The following is a 15499-nucleotide window of genomic DNA, read 5'->3' on the forward strand; positions in this document are numbered from 1 at the left end:
AAAATCACCATCTGCCACACGGGTCACAGATAGGTATCAATCGTCACCGCCTGGCGGCTTACCGTGCGCTCATGACCCGCCCCGACACCGCAGGCAGCGCCCTGCCCAGCACCACCAAGCTGCTCTGCACCGCCTACGCCGCCATCGCGGTCGCCGCCTTGATCGCGACCTGGAGCCAGAATCTCGCCTACGCCGACCGCGGAATCGGGTTCCTCACCGTCTTCTGGCAGGACACCAAGGTCAACGCGGCGTCACGGTCGATCACCGCGGACATCGCGCTGTTCTTGCTCGCGGGGATCGTGTTCATGGTGTTCGAGGCGCGCAAACACGGGATCCGATTCGTCTGGGTCTACGTCATCGCGTCGTTCTTCACCGCGATCAGCGTGACCTTCCCGCTGTTTCTGTTGGCGCGCGAACTCACGATCCACCGGGAGCAGGCGCCGCGGATCGGCACCGCGGACAAAGTGGGGCTCGCCGTCATGACACTGGGGCTCGCGGCCTTCACCATCTGGGTCGACGTGGCGTGAGACTCCGGTGAGTAGGCTGCACTCGTTCAAGCAGCCACTCACCGAGGAGTTCCGCCCATGCCAGTCGTCGTCGTCGCGACCATGACCGCCAAACCCGAATCCGTCGACCTCGTTCGGGAGGCGTGCAAGACGGCGATCGAAACCGTGCATCAGGAGCCCGGTTGCGAGCTCTACTCCCTGCACGAGTCCGACCGGACGTTCGTGTTCGTCGAGCAGTGGGCCGATGAAGAGGCGCTCAAGACGCACAGCGCCGCGCCGGGCGTGGCGACGCTGTTCGGCACCGTCGGCGAGCACCTCGACGGCGCTCCGGACATCAAGATGCTGAAGCCGGTCGTCGCCGGCGACCCGAGCAAGGGAGCGCTGCGGCCCTGATGGGAGCGCTCGCCGGCAAGGTCGCGTTCATCACCGGCGCCGCGCGCGGGCAGGGTCGCGCCGAAGCCGTCCGGTTGGCCGCCGACGGCGCCGACATCATTGCCGTCGACATCTGCGACCAGATCGCCTCCGTGCCTTACCCGTTGGCGACGCCCGACGATCTGGCGGCGACGGTCAAGCTCGTCGAGGACACCGGCGCGCGCATCGTCGCGCGCCAAGCCGACGTGCGCGAGCAGGACAACCTCGCGGCGGCGTTGCGCGCCGGGCTCGACGAGTTCGGCCGCCTCGACATCGTGGTCGCCAATGCCGGCATCGCGCCGATGCAGTCCGGCGCCGACGGGTGGCGCGACGTCATCGACGTCAACCTCACCGGCGTGTTCCACACGGTGGAGGTGGCCAAAGAGGCGCTGATGGAACACGGCGACGGCGGCTCGATCGTGCTCACCAGCTCGGTGGCCGGCCTCATCGGCGTCGGCAGCGACGACCCGGGTGCGATCGGCTACGTCGCGGCCAAGACCGGGATCGTCGGCCTGATACGGCTGTACGCCAATCTGTTGGCCCCACACAGCATCCGGGTCAACAGCGTGCACCCGGCGGGCGTGGACACCCCGATGATCAACAACGACGCCACCCGCGCCTGGCTGGGCAGCATCGCCGACAAGAGCCCGCAGGAGATGGGCAACGCGCTGCCCGTGCAGGTGCTGCAGCCAGAAGACATCGCCAACGCGGTGGCATGGCTGGTGTCCGACGAGGCGCGGTACCTGACCGGGGTGGCGCTTCCGGTGGACGCGGGATCGGTCAACAAGCGCTGACGGTGTGATGGCCCGGCGAAACCGCGCTGCCCAGACCGCTTTCGGTCCGACCGTGCTCGCGGCGATCGAGCAGAACGAGCCGCCGCGGCGCCGACTCGTCGACGATGACTTGGCCGCCGCCCTGTTACCGCTGCGGTTGCGGGTGCTCGTCGCCGCGACGCGGGTGCCGCCGGTCCGGCACGCGGTGGTGCGTGCGGTTGAGCGCGCGGCGCCCGGGCTGTGGGCGAACATTCTGTGCCGCAGACGATTCACCGACGACCACCTGTCCGCGGTTCTGGCCGAGTCCGACGCGGTGATCATCCTCGGGTCCGGGTTCGACACCCGCGGTTATCATTTGGCGGGCCGGTCCCGGGTTCCCGTGTTCGAGGTCGACCTGCCCGTCAACATCGCGCGCAAGCGGGCCGCGGTGACGCGGGCGCTGGGCACCCCGCCGCCGTCGGTGCGGTACGTACCGATGGACTTCGAACGCGACGACCTCGCAACGACGCTCGCCGAGCACGGCTACCGCGCCGGTCACCGCGCCTTCGTGGTCTGGGAGGGCGTCACGCAGTATTTGACCGCCGATGCGGTGCACGCAACCCTGCGGCAGTTGAGTTCTCTCCCGCCGGGCAGTCGACTGACGTTCAGCTACGTGCAGCGTGACTTCATCGACGGCGCAAACCTTTACGGAGCACCAAGCGCCTACCGCAGATTTCGTGTCAGAAACCAGGTGTGGCACTTCGGCCTCCGCCCCGACGAGGTCGCCGCGTTCATCGGTGGGCACGGTTGGACGCTCGCCGAACAGGCCGGTCCCGACTACCACGTGAACCATTACATCCGGCCGACAGGGCGACGATTGGCCGCGTCGGATCTGGAGTGGACGGCGTACGCGGTGAAAGATTCAGCGAACACGTCAATTCCGTGATGCCGGCCATTCGGGACCGGGAAAAACTCTCGGAGTTACCGGCTCTGACGTGCACATTCTATTTTCGCGCGGAACCATGTAGGGAAATGCCTGATTCCCGGTTTCTCGTCGGCCAGCTAATCTCCGTGTCGCATTCCGACCGGGGAGGGGCACGACATCATGGGGTATGCCAAGTACGTAGGCCGCGTCGGCGCACTCGCGGTGGCGATGGGTGTGGGCGTCGCAGTCGGAAGCACGCCAGGAACCGCGCTCGCCGACGAGGACACGTCGAGTCCGTCCGGGCAGCAGACCGCGCAGACCGATCACAACGACCCGACCCAGCAGCAGCCTGCCGTAGCGCCGTCGCCCGACCCTGACCACGACACGACCGCGCCCGATGCCCCCCCGGTAACAGTCGACGTCTCAGGGGGATTGAACACGTCGATCAACGGCGACGAGGTGGATCCCGAGGCGCCAGAACCGGACGACGAGGAGGTCGCCGAAGAGCCGGCCGATGACAAAACGGCCGGCAAGGACGAACCGCCTGCAACACCGCCTATTACGCCGAGGGCAGCCAAAACCGAGACTCCGCCGCAATCGTCACAGCCCCAACCGTCCGCTGCCCGCACCAGTTTCGCGGCAACCCAGGTCGCCCCGAGCCACGACGCCGCGCCCCCGAAACCTGAAGTCGTACCGAGTGTGAAGTCGGCACCGCTCGCCACGAAGGCTCCGGCGCCCGCTGTCGTCGTCAACACGCCTCCCGCCGCCGCTGCTCCGCCGCCGTCGGTGCCGACGGTGATAGCCCGGTTCGTCGCCGCCGCCCTGTCCCCGTTCGCCAACTCGGGCACGGGAACTCCCGCCGCACCACCGGTGATGTGGGCGGTGCTCGCCTGGGTGCGCCGTGAAGTCAACACGCAGACAAACACTGTGAGCACCCCGCCGGTTCAGCAGACCCTCTCCGGCCAGTCCCTGTCCCTCGCCGCCGCGCCTGCGGCCGCCGCGCCCGCACCGAACCTGCTCGGAGCGGTCGGCGGCGTCGTCAGCGGTACCGTCCAGGTCGTCGGGGACCTGCTCAACGGTCTGCTGCGTGGCCTCACCGGCAACGCCGCCCCGACGATCAACCCGCAACTCGATCCGGCCCACCCGGTGACCGGCGTGATCACCGGCCGGATGAACGCCGTCGACCCGCGCAACGACCCGCTGACCTACAGCGTCGTCAGCGCTCCCACGAAAGGCACACTGTCGCTCGTGACGACAGGCGCGGGCGCCGGGTCGTTCACCTACACACCGAATCCCGCGGCACGGGCGGCGGCTCTGCTGACCCCCGGCATCGATACCGACACCTTCGCGATCAGGGTCAGCGACGCGTTGGGCGGGCCGACCGCCACCATCAATGTCGTTGTGCAGCCGCAGAACCGCCCACCCACCAACGGCGCGTTCGCTGTCACCGGCACGAACGCCGGCACCGGAGTCATCACCGGGAAAGTGACCGCCACCGACCCCGACGGCGACACGCTGAGCTACTCCGGACCCACCAGCACCGCCAAAGCCACCGCCGCGGTCAACCCCACCACCGGCTCGGTGACCTATACCCCCACGCCCGCCGGCCGGCACGCGGCGGCCGCGGGCGGTGCGGCCGCCACCGACACGTTCGACGTCACCGTCGACGACGGCCACGGCGCCACCATCACCGTGCCCGTCTCGGTCACCATCCCCGCGTCGGCCACCACCAACCAGGCGCCGACCAACGGCACCTTCACCCCCACGCAGACCGACCCCGCCACCGGGGTCATCACCACCACCGTCTCCGCGACCGACCCCGACGGCGACCCCCTCACCTACTCCGCCCCCGACAGCACGCCCAACGCCGACGTCTCCATCGACCCGAACACCGGCGTGCTGACCTACACCCCGAACCCCGGGGCCCCACCGGTGACCGAGACCATCGACGTCACCGCCGACGACGGCCACGGCGACACCATCACCGTGCCGGTGACGGTGAGCACCGCGCCGACCGGCGGAACCGTGACCCTGCCCAACGGCACGGCGGCCAGCCCGCAGTGGGTGGCGTTCGACCAGACCGGCACCTACGCCTACGTCGTCAACCAGGGCACCGGGACGGTGTCGGTCATCGACACGGCGACCAAGAACGTCGTCGGCACGCTCAGCACCGGGCAGAATCCCGGCTTCATCGCACGCGGACCCAACAACAAGATCTACGTCACCAACCAGCTCACCGGGACGGTGTCGGTCATCGACCCGGCCACCAACACGGTCACCGGTGCCGTCAACACCGGCGGAAACCCGATGTCGGTGACGTTTCACGGCAACCGCGGCTATGTCGCGACCGGCAACAACGGCAACTCGATCAAGGTCTTCGACCTGACCACCAATCAGGTCGTCGACACCTACACCGCGGGCGCGGGCAGCAGACCGGTCATGGCGCGGGTGACGCCCGACGGGCAGAAGCTCTACGTCACCAACCAGTTGGGCAACACGCTGACCGTGATCGACCTGGACACCAAGGCGGTCGAGAAGACGTTCACGCTGGGCAACCATCCCACGATGATCGAGTTCGACGAGGTCAATAAGTTCGCCTACGTCACAGTCGAATTCGCGAACAAGGTCAGCGTCATCGACACGACCAGCCACACGCTGGTGGCAGACATCGCGGTGGGCCAGACACCGATCGGCATCCAGCTACGGCCGGACAAGAAGCGTGCCTATGTCGTCAACTTCACCGCCAACGGGCCGCAGTTCTCCAATCCCGGCACCGTGTCGGTGGTCGACCTCGATCCCGCCAGCGCCACCTACCGCAAGGTGATCGAGACGATACCGGTCGGCAACGGCCCTGTCGGAGCGACCATCTCGCCGGACGGCCATCAACTGTGGGTGATCAACCAGGCGGGCACCATCTCGATCATCCCGGTGTGACGCCTCAGATCTCGATGACGGTCGGCACGATCATCGGCTGGCGGCGGTAGGTCTCGCCGACCCACTTGCCGACGGCGCGGCGCGCGGCCTGCGCGATGCGGGTGACATCGTTGACCCGTTCGGCGGCAAGCGCTTCGAGCGCCTCCTCGACCTTGCGCGTCGCAGGCTCCAGCGCCTTGGGGTCTTCGCTGAAGCCGCGGGAATGCAGATGCGGGGCGGCCGCCGGTTTGCCGCTCCCCCGCTGGACGATGATGGTGATGCCGATGAAACCCGAAGACAGCGTGAGCCGTTCGCCCACGACGGAGTCCCCGACGTCGCCGGTGATCAACCCGTCGACGAACATCTTGCCGGTCGTCACCGCGCCCGCGATCGACGCGCGGCCGGCCTGCAGATCGACGCTGACGCCATTCTCGGCGAGCACGATGTTGTCCTCCGGCACCCCGGTGCGCGCCGCGAGCGCCGCGTTCGCGCGCAGCATCCGCCAGGTGCCGTGGACGGGCATCACGTTGCGCGGTCGTACGCCGTTGTAGAGGAACAACAGCTCACCGGCGTAGGCGTGGCCCGAAACGTGGACGCGCTCCTGGGCGTTCGTGACGACACGGGCGCCGATCTTCGCCAGCGAGTCGAGGACGCCGAAGATCGCCTCTTCGTTGCCGGGGATCTGCGACGACGACATGATGATCAGGTCGTCCTCGGTGAGCGTGATGCTGCGGTGCTCGCCCCGCGACATCCGCGACAGCGCGGCCATCGGCTCCCCCTGGGTGCCCGTCGTGACGAGGACCACCCGGTCGGGCGGCAGCATCTCCGCGGCGCCGATGTCGATGATGTCGTTGTCGTCGGCGAGGGTGAGGTAGCCGAGTTCCTTGGCGATCCCCATGTTGCGCACCATGGAGCGACCGACGAAGGCCACCTTGCGGCCGAGCGCCACCGCTGCATCGATGATCTGTTGCACCCGACCGACATTGGACGCGAAGCAGGCCACGATGACGCGGCCCTTGGCGCCGCGGATCAACCGGTGCATGTTCGGACCGATCTCGCTCTCCGACGGCCCGACACCGGGGATCTCGGAGTTCGTCGAGTCACACAGGAACAGGTCGACCCCGGCGTCGCCGAGCCGCGACATGCCGGGCAGGTCAGTGGGTTTGCCGTCGGGCGGCGACTGGTCGAGTTTGATGTCACCGGTGTGCAGCACGGTGCCCGCGCCGGTGTGGATGGCGATGGCCAGGCAGCCCGGAATCGAGTGGTTGACCGCGAAGTACTCGCATTCGAACACGCCGTGCCGCGAGCTCTGGCCCTCGTCGACCTCGACGAACACCGGCTTGATGCGGTGTTCGCGGCACTTCTCGCCCACCAGTGCCAGCGTGAACTTCGATCCGACGACCGGGATGTCGGGGCGCAACTTGAGTAGGAACGGGATGGCGCCGATGTGGTCTTCGTGCGCATGGGTCAGCACCAGCGCCTCGACCTCGTCGAGTCGGTCCTGGATCAGGCGCAGGTCGGGCAGGATCAGGTCGACGCCGGGCTCGTCGTGCGTCGGGAACAGCACACCGCAGTCGACAATCAGCAGCCGGCCCAGATGCTCGAAAACGGTCATGTTGCGGCCGATTTCGTTGATCCCGCCAAGCGCGGTGACGCGCAGAGCACCCGGGGCCAGCGGCCCCGGCGGGTTGAGTTCGGAGTCCACTACCGCAGCACCGCGGCCGCTCGCATGTCCGCGGCGAGCGCCTCGAGTTGTGCCGGGCTGGCGGGAATCTGGGGCAACCGCGGGTCACCGACCTCGAATCCCAGGAGCTTGAGCCCCGCCTTGGACAGAGTGACGCCGCCGAGACGCGCCTGCGCGTTGCTCAGCGGCCCGAGCGTGACGTTGATCTTGCGCGCGGTGGCGATGTCGCCGGACTGGAACGCCGACAGCATCTCCCGCAACTGGCTGGCGACCAGATGACCCCACACGCTGACGAAGCCGACCGCGCCCATCGCCAGCCACGGCAGGTTGAGCGAGTCGTCGCCGGAGTAGTAGGCCAGGCCGGTCTCGGCGATGATCTGCCCGCCGCCGTGCAGGTCGGCCTTGGCGTCCTTGACCGCGACGATGTTCGGATGCTCGGCGAGAGTGCGCAGGGTGTCCCATTCGATCGCGATGACCGACCGCGGCGGAATGTCGTAGAGGATGACCGGCAGGTCGGTGGCGTCGGCGATCGCGGTGAAGTGCGCCACCAGACCGGCCTGCGGCGGCCGCGAATAGTACGGCGTCACCGCCAGCAGCCCGTGGGCGCCCTCGGCGGCCGCGCGCCGGGCGGCGTGCACGCTGTGCGCGGTGTCGTAGGTACCGACGCCGGTGACGATCCGGGCCCGGTCGCCGACCGCGTCGAGCACGGTCCGCAGCAGGACGATCTTCTCGTCGTCGGTGGTGGTCGGCGACTCGCCGGTGGTGCCGGAGAGCACCAGACCGTCGCAGCCGGCGTCGACCAGGTGGGTTGCCAAGCGGGCCGCGGCGTCGGTGTCCAACGACCCGTCCGGCTTGAACGGAGTCACCATCGCGGTCAGCACGGTGCCCAACCGGGCCGTCACGTCGAATCCGCTGGTGCTCACGCGGCTCAGATTACCCGCTCAGCCTCACGCTTCGGTCGCCAGAGGGGAGGTTGCGACCTCCGTGCCGTCGGCCAGCGTGACGATCTCGAAGTCGCTGAACACCTGGGGCGCGACGGCGGTCAGTTGCCGCAGGCATTCGATCGCGAGTCGGCGGATCTCGACGTCGGCGTGCTCGCTGGCCCGCACGGCGATGAAGTGCCGCCACGCCCGGTAGTTGCCGGTGACGACGATGCGGGTCTCGGTGGCGTTGGGCAGCACGGCGCGGGCGGCCTGACGGGCCTGTTTGCGCCGCAGCACCGCATTGGGCTGATCGGCGAACTTGGCTTCCAACCGCTCCAGCAGCCGGGTGTAGGCGGCACGGCCGGCGTCTGCGGCCTCGGTGAGGATCTCGGTCAGCTCGGGGTCGTCCTCGATGCCCGGCGGCGCGACGACCTGCGCGTCGTGTTCAGGGACGAAGCGCTGCGACAGCTGCGAGTAGGAGAAGTGCCGATGCCGGATCAGCTCGTGGGTGCAAGACCGGGAGATGCCGGTGATGTAGAACGACACCGACGCGTGCTCGAGGACCGAGAAGTGCCCGACGTCGATGATGTGACGGATGTACGTGGCGTTGGTGGCGGTGCGCGGGTTGGGTTTCGACCAGCTCTGATAGCACGCCCGGCCGGCGAACTCGACCAGCGCGGGGCCGCCGTCGGCGTCGGTGTCCCACGGCACGTCCGGCGGCGCCGAGAACTCGGTCTTGGCGATCATCTGGACGCGCAGCGGCGTGGTCTCGGCCACGGCTCACCCTAACGTGGCGCCCCGGTTTAGCCGGATCGGCCGCGGGGAACAAAGCGGGTCTCACTCGGCGTTACCCAAGCGCCGATCTTTGAGGAGTGTGATCAATGGCCACCGATTACGACGCCCCCCGCGTCAAGGAAACCGACGAGATCGCCGACGAGTCACTCGACGAGCTCGCCGCACGGCGCCGGAACCAGGCCGACGTGGCGGTGCTCGATGTCGATGACGACGGTGACCCGGTCGACTCGATCACCCTTCCCGACGTTGACCTGTCGGGTGAGGAACTGACGGTGCGGGTGATCCCGAAGCAGGCCGACGAGTTCACCTGCTCGAGCTGCTTCCTGGTGCAACACCACAGCAGGCTCGCACTGCAGTCCGGCGACAAGACGATCTGCGCCGACTGCGCTTAGCCGCCGCCGTTACGGGGACCACACCCAGTTCCGCCGCGCGTACAGCGGCCGCAAGCCGGCGCGTCGCAGGTTGTTCAGCGACGGGTTGTCGGCGCCCTCAGCCGGTTTCTCGGCTTCGGCGACGATCCACCGGCATCCCGCCTCGGCCGCCGCGGCGATCCGCGCAGCGATGAGCGCGGTCTGCAGACCCCGGTTCCGGAAGGCGGGAAGCGTGGCTCCCGCGTTCAAGAGGCCGATGGAACCATGGACGAGCAGGTTGCCCGTCGCCACGATCTCGCCGTCGACCCACGCCGCGAACTGGTGGGTGTCCCCTGCTTTCGCGCTCGCGGTGATCATGTCGGACAAGCCGTCGGTGGGCATCCCGAACCCGCGCAACGTCGCCGTCGCCCAGGCCTCGGCGTCGGCCGGACCCACCAGTCCCACCCGGGCGTCGGGCGCGGTCAGCACCGGACCCGGTTGGACGTCGTCGACGGAGCAGCCCAGTTTGTAGATCTCGGCGTCGGGTTTGAACCCGTGGCGCTCGCAGATCCGCGGCCAGTCGTCCGGTAGCACCTCCGGCGCGATCTGCACGACCGCACCGCGACTGCGCTCGGCGCGGTAGAAGTCGATCACGCGATCGATCAGGCCCGGTGTCACGGGTTCGGTGAACCCGAACCCGAGTGCCTTGCTCCAGTAACCGGTTACGTCGTTGCGCACCGACAGCACCACTCCGCCGCCCATCCGGGTGGCGCTGATGCCCAGCGCCGCTGTCGTCGACGACTAGGGCGTGTCTGACAAAGGTTTCAGGTGTTATGCCTGAGGCTTGAGAGATGTCACGGTTTCAGTTGCTCTCCGATGAGCAGTGGTCGTTGATCGAGGACCTGCTACCTGCTCCGACGGGTAAGCCAGGCAGGCCTTTTCGGGATGCTCGGTCAATGGTGGAAGGCATCATCTACCGGTACCGGTGTGGAATCGCCTGGCGTGATGTTCCCGAGGCGTTCGGACCGTGGCAGACGATTTGGACCTGGCATCGCCGGATGAGCGCTGATGGGACCTGGGACGCGGTGCTGACCCGACTGCTCTCGGCAGCCCACGCCGCCGGGATCATCGACTGGTCGGTATCGGTGGACTCCACGATCGCCCGCGCCCATCAACACGGCACGAACCTCACTCGCCACACAGGGGGCTGGGTCGAATTACACGAATCCGCGCATCGAGCCGCCTGACCACGGCATCGGCCGCTCTCGCGGGGGTTTGACCAGCAAGATTCATCATCTCGTCGACGGCCGTGGACGCCCGCTGGTGGTGTTGGTCTCGCCCGGTCAGGCCAACGACGCGCCGGTTTTCGAGCACCTGCTGGCCCATCTGCGGGTACCCCGACTCCGCGGTGGTTCGGCACGAACCCGACCCGACCGAGTGCGCGGCGATAAGGCGTACTCGAGTCGCGCCATCCGCGCTGAGCTGCGTCGTCGCGGGATCGTCGCGGTGATCCCACAACCGTCCGACCAGATCGCCCACCGCCAACGCCGAGGGTCACGCGGTGGACGGCCACCAGCGTTCGATACCGCGGACTACAAGAGCCGCAACGTGATCGAACGAGGCTTCAACACCACCAAGCAGTGGCGCGGCCTGGCGACCCGCTACGACAAACTCGCAGTCGTCTACCGCGGCGCAGCAGTCCTACGGGCCATCACCCTCTGGCTGCCACATTTATCAGACACGCCCTAGGCCGCTGTCTCGAATTGGTACATGACCTCGGCTTCCGCGGTCTCGGTCATCGCCACGGTCAGTCGGTCAGCTGCCATCTCGTCCTCCTCGGTAACGGCACCCGCACAGGTGGGTGCATCACTGACTCAGATGCGCGTGCGGCGCGAAACGTTCGACGGGATCGCGTGCCGGCGGTGAGATGTCGATCACGATCGGGTGCGCGGATGCACCACTCGTAGCTGAACGACGCGCTCCTGCCGGATCGACATCACCCAAGCCAGCGATGGCGGACAGTGCAGCGGATCTTCGGGAGGGTTCACGAAGTCGGCCTCCCAGACCACCACGTCGGTGCCGGCGATGACGTTGGTAAGACGTTGTCGCACACCGCTGTTGAGGTCGCGCTCCATCGCGCCGATCAGATAACCGAACCCCTGCGTCTGCAGTCCCGTGGGCATGGTCACCCGGACGTCGGGGCTCCAGTGCTCCGCCAGGGCGCCCGCGAACTGACCGGCTTCCGCGGCCCGCAGGGTCGACACGGCTTCTCGGCGCCGCGCTTCGGTGCGCTTGCCGACGTCGGGGTGGGCGGCCTCCGCGGTCCGCAGGAGCGACGCGTGCAGGGTGCGCCGCGCCTGGTGCAGCCGGCTCTTGACGGTGCCGACCGGCACCTCCAGGGTGACGGCGATGTCGGAGAGCGAGCGCACGTCGGTGAAATACCGCAGCAGGGTCACCAGCCGCGCCTCGGCCGGCAGGTCGTCGATGGCGTGCCACAGCCAGTCGCGCAGGCAATGGTCGTGCAGGAGTGCTGCGGGATCGAGGGTCAGCTCGGGTGGGTGCAGGGCGGCGACGTCGTCGACGGGCACCGGCTTGTTGCTTCGCAGCTGCATCTTGACCGCGTTGCGCACGACCGCCCGCAGCCAGGGCCCCACCTTCTCGGGTTCGCGCAGATCGGAAAGTCGCCGGACGGCGATGATGGACGCCTCCTGGACGGCGTCGTCTGCGTCGAAGCCCGCACCGAGCATGCCGATCGCGGTCGCGCGCATCGACGCCTGGTGACGTGCCAGCAGCACAGCGAGCGCCTGCCCGTCGCCGGCCTGCGCGGCACGCACCAGATCGCCGTCATCGGGCGCTGTTTCGCCCACCGCGCTGCGCACCGTCCCGAGCGTACGGTCGCTAGCTGTGAACTCGGCGCAGGGTCGGCGCCAGGTCACCGTTGTCGCCGACCGTGACGTCCGCCAGCCCCAGCCAGGACGCCATCGACCGCAGCTCACCCGTCAGCGCCTCGGCTACCCGCGCCGGTTTCTGACCGGGTTCGGTGAACGCGCCGACGACGTGCAGTGCGTCGCTGGTCCGGTCGGCCTTGAGGTCGACCCGGCCGACGAGTTCACCGTCGAGCAGAAATGGCCACACGTAATACCCGTACTGACGCTTCGGCGCCGGCGTGTAGATCTCGATGCGGTACTTGAAGCCCCCGAACAACCGCTCCACCCGCGGCCGGAAGAAGATCAGCGGATCGAACGGGCACAGCAGCGCCGTACCGCGGTCGCGCCGCGGAATCGTCTGCCCCGCACGCAGATACACCGGGCCCTTCCAGCCGTCGACCTCGACCTGCTCGAGCGCGCCGTCGGCGACGAGTTTGGCGATCGCCGGTTTCGCCTGCGCGGGCGACAACCGGAAATAGTCGCGCAGGTCCTGCTCGGTGGCCAGGCCCAGCGCCCCCGCCGCCCGCAGCACCAGTTCGCGCACCGCCTCGGCCTCGTCGACCTCCCGCGCCAGCACCTCCGCCGGCAGCACCCGTTCGGCCAGGTCGTAGTGCCGCGCGAAACCGACCCGCGTCGCCGTTGTGAGCACCCCGGACGCGAACAGCGCCTCGGTCACCCATTTGGTGTCGCTGCGGTCCCACCACGGTCCTTTGCGGCCGCGCTGCTCGGCGCCGAGATACGCCTCGATCTGCCCCGCCGTCGACGGGCCCAGTTCGCTCACCGCGGCGACGACGTCGTCGACGAGCTTGGCGTTCTTCTTGACGATCTCCCTGCCCCACCGACCATGGGTGTACTCACGCATCCGCCAGCGCAGCAGCGGCCAGTCCTCGACGGCCATCAGCGCCGCCTCGTGCGCCCAGTATTCGACGAGGATCCTTGGCGAGCGCGCCGAGTGCCGCCACGCCGACCGGTCTAATACGTCGCGGTCGTAGGGCCCGAGCCGGCTGAACACCGGCGCGTAGTGGGCGCGCACCGACACCGAAACCGAGTCCAGCTGCAGCACCTGGATCCGGGAGATCAGCCGGCGCAGGTGTGCGCGGGTGACCGGGCCCTGCGGCTTGGGCTCGGCGAATCCCTGCGCCGCGACGGCGACGCGTCGTGCTTGATCGGCCGTGAGTCTGGTCGGCACGCCCCCATCCTGCAGGACGGCACCGACAAACCGGGCTACCGCCGGTAGCTGTGGAACCGGTACCGGAGCCCGGACGTGCTGGTGAGCCACTCCCCTGTCTCACCGGACCACGACTCGTCGAGCACCGGGGCCATCACGTCGGCGTCTTCGCGGGGCAGGTCGATCTCGACCTCGGTCACCTCGCACCGCGTCGCGGCCGGCAGCGCCGCCTGATAGATCTGCGCTCCGCCGATCACCCAGGTCGGATCGACGCCGAGCGCGTCGTCGAGCGACGTCACCACCTCCGCGCCGTCGGCGACGTAGTCCGACCGATGGGTGAGCACGATGTTGCGCCGGCCCGGCAGCGGGCGGACCTTGGCGGGCAGCGACTCCCAGGTCAGCCGCCCCATCAGAACCGCGTGACCCAGCGTCAGTTCCTTGAACCGGGTCTGGTCCTCGGGCAGCCGCCACGGGATGCCGCCGCCACGGCCGATGACCCCCGAGGTCGACTGGGCCCAGATCAGCGCGACCTCGGGTCGCGTCGTCATACGGCCACGGGCGCCTTGATCGCCGGGTGCGGGTCGTAGTTGACGATCTGAACGTCTTCGTAGGTGTAGTCGAAGATCGAATCGCGGGGTGCCAGAACAAGTTCCGGGTACGGCCGCGGGTCGCGGGTGAGCTGCAGCTCGACCTGCTCGACGTGGTTGTTGTAGATGTGGCAGTCACCGCCGGTCCAGATGAACTCGCCGACCTGCAGGCCCGCCTGCGCGGCCATCATGTGGGTCAGCAGCGCATAGCTGGCGATGTTGAACGGGACGCCGAGGAACAGGTCGGCGCTGCGCTGGTAGAGCTGACACGACAGCCTGCCGTCGGCGACGTAGAACTGGAAGAACGCGTGGCACGGCGGCAGCGCCATCTGCGGGATCTCGCCGACGTTCCAGGCCGACACGATGTTGCGGCGCGAGTCAGGATCCGCCTTGAGCAGCTGAAGGGCGTTGCTGATCTGGTCGATGTGCTCACCGGACGGGGTCGGCCACGACCGCCACTGCACGCCGTAGACGGGGCCGAGATCGCCTGTCTGCGAGGCCCATTCATCCCAGATCGTGACGCCATGCTCCTGCAGCCAGCGCACGTTCGAGTCGCCGCGCAGAAACCACAGCAGTTCGTAGACGATCGACTTGGTGTGCACCTTCTTGGTGGTGATCAGCGGGAACCCGGCGGTCAGGTCGTAGCGCATCTGATGGCCGAACAGGCTGCGGGTGCCGGTGCCGGTGCGGTCCCATTTGGGCGTGCCTTCCTTGAGGACCAACGCCAGCAGGTTCTCGTAAGGCGTGTCGATCGGCACGTCGGTCAGCTTACTTCCAGCCGGGGCGAGTATAACTGTAGCCATGCCGAGCATCACCGCGACCATCGACACCGCCGACGGCTCCTGCCCCGTCACCCTGCACACCCCGAACGGCACCGGTCCGTGGACCGGCGTCGTGATGTACGTCGACGCCGGCGGCGTCCGCGACACGTTCCAGGAGATGGCGGCGCGGCTGGCCGGCTTCGGCCACGCGGTGCTGCTGCCCGACGTGTACTACCGCCACGGCGACTGGGAGCCGTTCGACATGCGGACCGCGTTCACCGAACCCGCGCAGCGCAAGCGCCTGTTCGGGATGATCTCGTCGATCACGCCCGACATGATGGCCTCCGACGCGCAGGCGTTCTTCGACTTCCTCGCCGGCCGGCCCGAGGTCAAGGGCGACGCGTTCGGCGTGTGCGGCTACTGCATGGGCGGACGCACGTCGGTCATCGTCGCCGGCCGGGTTCCCGACCGGGTGGCCGCCGCCGGCTCGTTCCACGGCGGCGGGCTGGTCACCGACGAGCCGACCAGCCCGCACCTGCTCGCCGAGCACATGAAGGCAACCGTGTACGTCGCAGGCGCCAAGGACGACCACGGCTTCACCGCCGAGCACGCTGAGACCCTTGACAAGGCGCTGACCGCGGCGAACGTCCCCCACACCGTGGAGATCTACCCCGCCGGGCACGGTTTCGCGGTGCCTGACAACGCACCGTATGACCAGGAGGCCGCCGAGCGGCACTGGATCGCGCTGCAGGAGCTCTTCGAGTCCGCGCTACCCAATTGACCCTGACGCGGCGCGC

At 68.4% G+C, this 15499-nt stretch carries 16 protein-coding genes; 8 read left to right on the forward strand and 8 right to left on the reverse strand.

Annotated elements, in window-relative coordinates:
• Positions 1 to 71: 71 nt before the first annotated feature.
• The 5 genes from BLW81_RS23650 to BLW81_RS23670 all read left to right on the forward strand — a co-directional run bounded on the left by BLW81_RS23650 (position 72) and on the right by BLW81_RS23670 (position 5528).
• Positions 72 to 527, forward strand: a complete 456-nt coding sequence (locus BLW81_RS23650) for a DUF2834 domain-containing protein (protein WP_083409291.1) — start codon at positions 72 to 74, stop codon at positions 525 to 527.
• Positions 528 to 584: 57 nt separating this feature from the next.
• Complete coding sequence (locus BLW81_RS23655; protein ID WP_083409292.1) at positions 585 to 899, forward strand: putative quinol monooxygenase; 315 nt, start codon at positions 585 to 587, stop codon at positions 897 to 899.
• Complete coding sequence (locus BLW81_RS23660) at positions 899 to 1711, forward strand: mycofactocin-coupled SDR family oxidoreductase (RefSeq protein ID WP_083409293.1); 813 nt, start codon at positions 899 to 901, stop codon at positions 1709 to 1711. Before BLW81_RS23655 ends, BLW81_RS23660 begins: the two co-directional genes overlap by 1 nt.
• A gap of 7 nt (positions 1712 to 1718) precedes the next feature.
• On the forward strand, positions 1719 to 2615 hold the full coding sequence (locus tag BLW81_RS23665; protein WP_083409294.1) for an SAM-dependent methyltransferase: 897 nt from the start codon (positions 1719 to 1721) through the stop codon (positions 2613 to 2615).
• Positions 2616 to 2774: 159 nt separating this feature from the next.
• Positions 2775 to 5528 carry a YVTN family beta-propeller repeat protein gene (locus BLW81_RS23670; protein ID WP_083409295.1) on the forward strand — a complete coding sequence of 918 codons (2754 nt, stop codon included), beginning with the start codon at positions 2775 to 2777 and terminating at the stop codon, positions 5526 to 5528.
• Positions 5529 to 5532: 4 nt separating this feature from the next.
• Here the strand turns inward: BLW81_RS23670 and BLW81_RS23675 are convergent, their stop codons facing one another.
• The 3 genes from BLW81_RS23675 to thyX all read right to left on the reverse strand — a co-directional run bounded on the left by BLW81_RS23675 (position 5533) and on the right by thyX (position 8891).
• Entirely contained in the window at positions 5533 to 7212 is a 1680-nt protein-coding gene (locus BLW81_RS23675) for a ribonuclease J (protein WP_083409296.1), read from the reverse strand.
• Positions 7212 to 8060 carry a 4-hydroxy-tetrahydrodipicolinate synthase gene (dapA, locus tag BLW81_RS23680; RefSeq protein ID WP_235632348.1) on the reverse strand — a complete coding sequence of 283 codons (849 nt, stop codon included), beginning with the start codon at positions 8058 to 8060 and terminating at the stop codon, positions 7212 to 7214. Before dapA ends, BLW81_RS23675 begins: the two co-directional genes overlap by 1 nt.
• A gap of 78 nt (positions 8061 to 8138) precedes the next feature.
• On the reverse strand, positions 8139 to 8891 hold the full coding sequence (thyX, locus tag BLW81_RS23685; protein ID WP_083409298.1) for an FAD-dependent thymidylate synthase: 753 nt from the start codon (positions 8889 to 8891) through the stop codon (positions 8139 to 8141).
• A gap of 104 nt (positions 8892 to 8995) precedes the next feature.
• Between thyX and BLW81_RS23690 the strand changes: the two genes are divergently transcribed.
• Positions 8996 to 9301 carry a DUF4193 domain-containing protein gene (locus BLW81_RS23690; RefSeq protein ID WP_083409299.1) on the forward strand — a complete coding sequence of 102 codons (306 nt, stop codon included), beginning with the start codon at positions 8996 to 8998 and terminating at the stop codon, positions 9299 to 9301.
• 9 nt (positions 9302 to 9310) lie between these two features.
• On the opposite strand, the gene BLW81_RS23695 is transcribed toward BLW81_RS23690, so the two are convergent.
• A complete protein-coding gene (locus BLW81_RS23695) occupies positions 9311 to 10021 on the reverse strand; it encodes a GNAT family N-acetyltransferase (RefSeq protein ID WP_083409300.1) in 711 nt (236 codons plus the stop codon).
• Positions 10022 to 10110: 89 nt separating this feature from the next.
• Here BLW81_RS23695 and BLW81_RS23700 point away from each other — a divergent pair.
• Positions 10111 to 11008, forward strand: a protein-coding gene (locus tag BLW81_RS23700) for an IS5 family transposase (RefSeq protein ID WP_407662274.1) whose coding sequence is annotated in 2 segments (ribosomal slippage) — positions 10111 to 10457 and positions 10456 to 11008 — 900 coding nt in all. Because the reading frame shifts where the segments join, the coding sequence is not laid out codon by codon here.
• Positions 11009 to 11193: 185 nt separating this feature from the next.
• Here BLW81_RS23700 and BLW81_RS23705 read toward each other — a convergent pair.
• Genes BLW81_RS23705 through BLW81_RS23720 form a run of 4 tightly spaced genes read right to left on the reverse strand, consistent with a single transcriptional unit; the run spans position 11194 to position 14699 of the window.
• The gene (locus tag BLW81_RS23705; protein WP_197680337.1) at positions 11194 to 12138 is read right to left on the reverse strand and encodes an RNA polymerase sigma factor; all 945 of its coding nucleotides are present in this window, start codon (positions 12136 to 12138) and stop codon (positions 11194 to 11196) included.
• Between the two features lie 19 nt (positions 12139 to 12157).
• Complete coding sequence (locus tag BLW81_RS23710; RefSeq protein WP_083409301.1) at positions 12158 to 13375, reverse strand: winged helix-turn-helix domain-containing protein; 1218 nt, start codon at positions 13373 to 13375, stop codon at positions 12158 to 12160.
• Positions 13376 to 13410: 35 nt separating this feature from the next.
• Positions 13411 to 13902, reverse strand: coding sequence for a dihydrofolate reductase (locus BLW81_RS23715; protein ID WP_083409302.1), 492 nt, complete (start codon positions 13900 to 13902; stop codon positions 13411 to 13413).
• Positions 13899 to 14699 carry a thymidylate synthase gene (locus tag BLW81_RS23720; protein WP_083409303.1) on the reverse strand — a complete coding sequence of 267 codons (801 nt, stop codon included), beginning with the start codon at positions 14697 to 14699 and terminating at the stop codon, positions 13899 to 13901. Before BLW81_RS23720 ends, BLW81_RS23715 begins: the two co-directional genes overlap by 4 nt.
• A 43-nt stretch (positions 14700 to 14742) precedes the next feature.
• On the opposite strand from BLW81_RS23720, the gene BLW81_RS23725 reads away from it, so the two are divergent.
• The gene (locus tag BLW81_RS23725; RefSeq protein ID WP_083409304.1) at positions 14743 to 15483 is read left to right on the forward strand and encodes a dienelactone hydrolase family protein; all 741 of its coding nucleotides are present in this window, start codon (positions 14743 to 14745) and stop codon (positions 15481 to 15483) included.
• Positions 15484 to 15499 lie beyond the last annotated feature (16 nt).

This window comes from Mycolicibacterium rutilum, assembly GCF_900108565.1.
In the GTDB taxonomy this organism is placed as follows: domain Bacteria; phylum Actinomycetota; class Actinomycetes; order Mycobacteriales; family Mycobacteriaceae; genus Mycobacterium; species Mycobacterium rutilum.

Coding starts and splice junctions, on each gene's coding strand:
- BLW81_RS23690 (WP_083409299.1), top strand. CDS start 8,996: ATGGCCACCGATTACGACGCCCCCCGCGTCAAGGAAACCGACGAGATC.
- BLW81_RS23665 (WP_083409294.1), top strand. CDS start 1,719: ATGGCCCGGCGAAACCGCGCTGCCCAGACCGCTTTCGGTCCGACCGTG.
- dapA (WP_235632348.1), bottom strand. CDS start 8,060: ATGGTGACTCCGTTCAAGCCGGACGGGTCGTTGGACACCGACGCCGCG.
- BLW81_RS23695 (WP_083409300.1), bottom strand. CDS start 10,021: ATGGGCGGCGGAGTGGTGCTGTCGGTGCGCAACGACGTAACCGGTTAC.
- BLW81_RS23660 (WP_083409293.1), top strand. CDS start 899: ATGGGAGCGCTCGCCGGCAAGGTCGCGTTCATCACCGGCGCCGCGCGC.
- BLW81_RS23650 (WP_083409291.1), top strand. CDS start 72: ATGACCCGCCCCGACACCGCAGGCAGCGCCCTGCCCAGCACCACCAAG.
- BLW81_RS23725 (WP_083409304.1), top strand. CDS start 14,743: ATGCCGAGCATCACCGCGACCATCGACACCGCCGACGGCTCCTGCCCC.
- BLW81_RS23715 (WP_083409302.1), bottom strand. CDS start 13,902: ATGACGACGCGACCCGAGGTCGCGCTGATCTGGGCCCAGTCGACCTCG.
- BLW81_RS23670 (WP_083409295.1), top strand. CDS start 2,775: ATGGGGTATGCCAAGTACGTAGGCCGCGTCGGCGCACTCGCGGTGGCG.
- BLW81_RS23655 (WP_083409292.1), top strand. CDS start 585: ATGCCAGTCGTCGTCGTCGCGACCATGACCGCCAAACCCGAATCCGTC.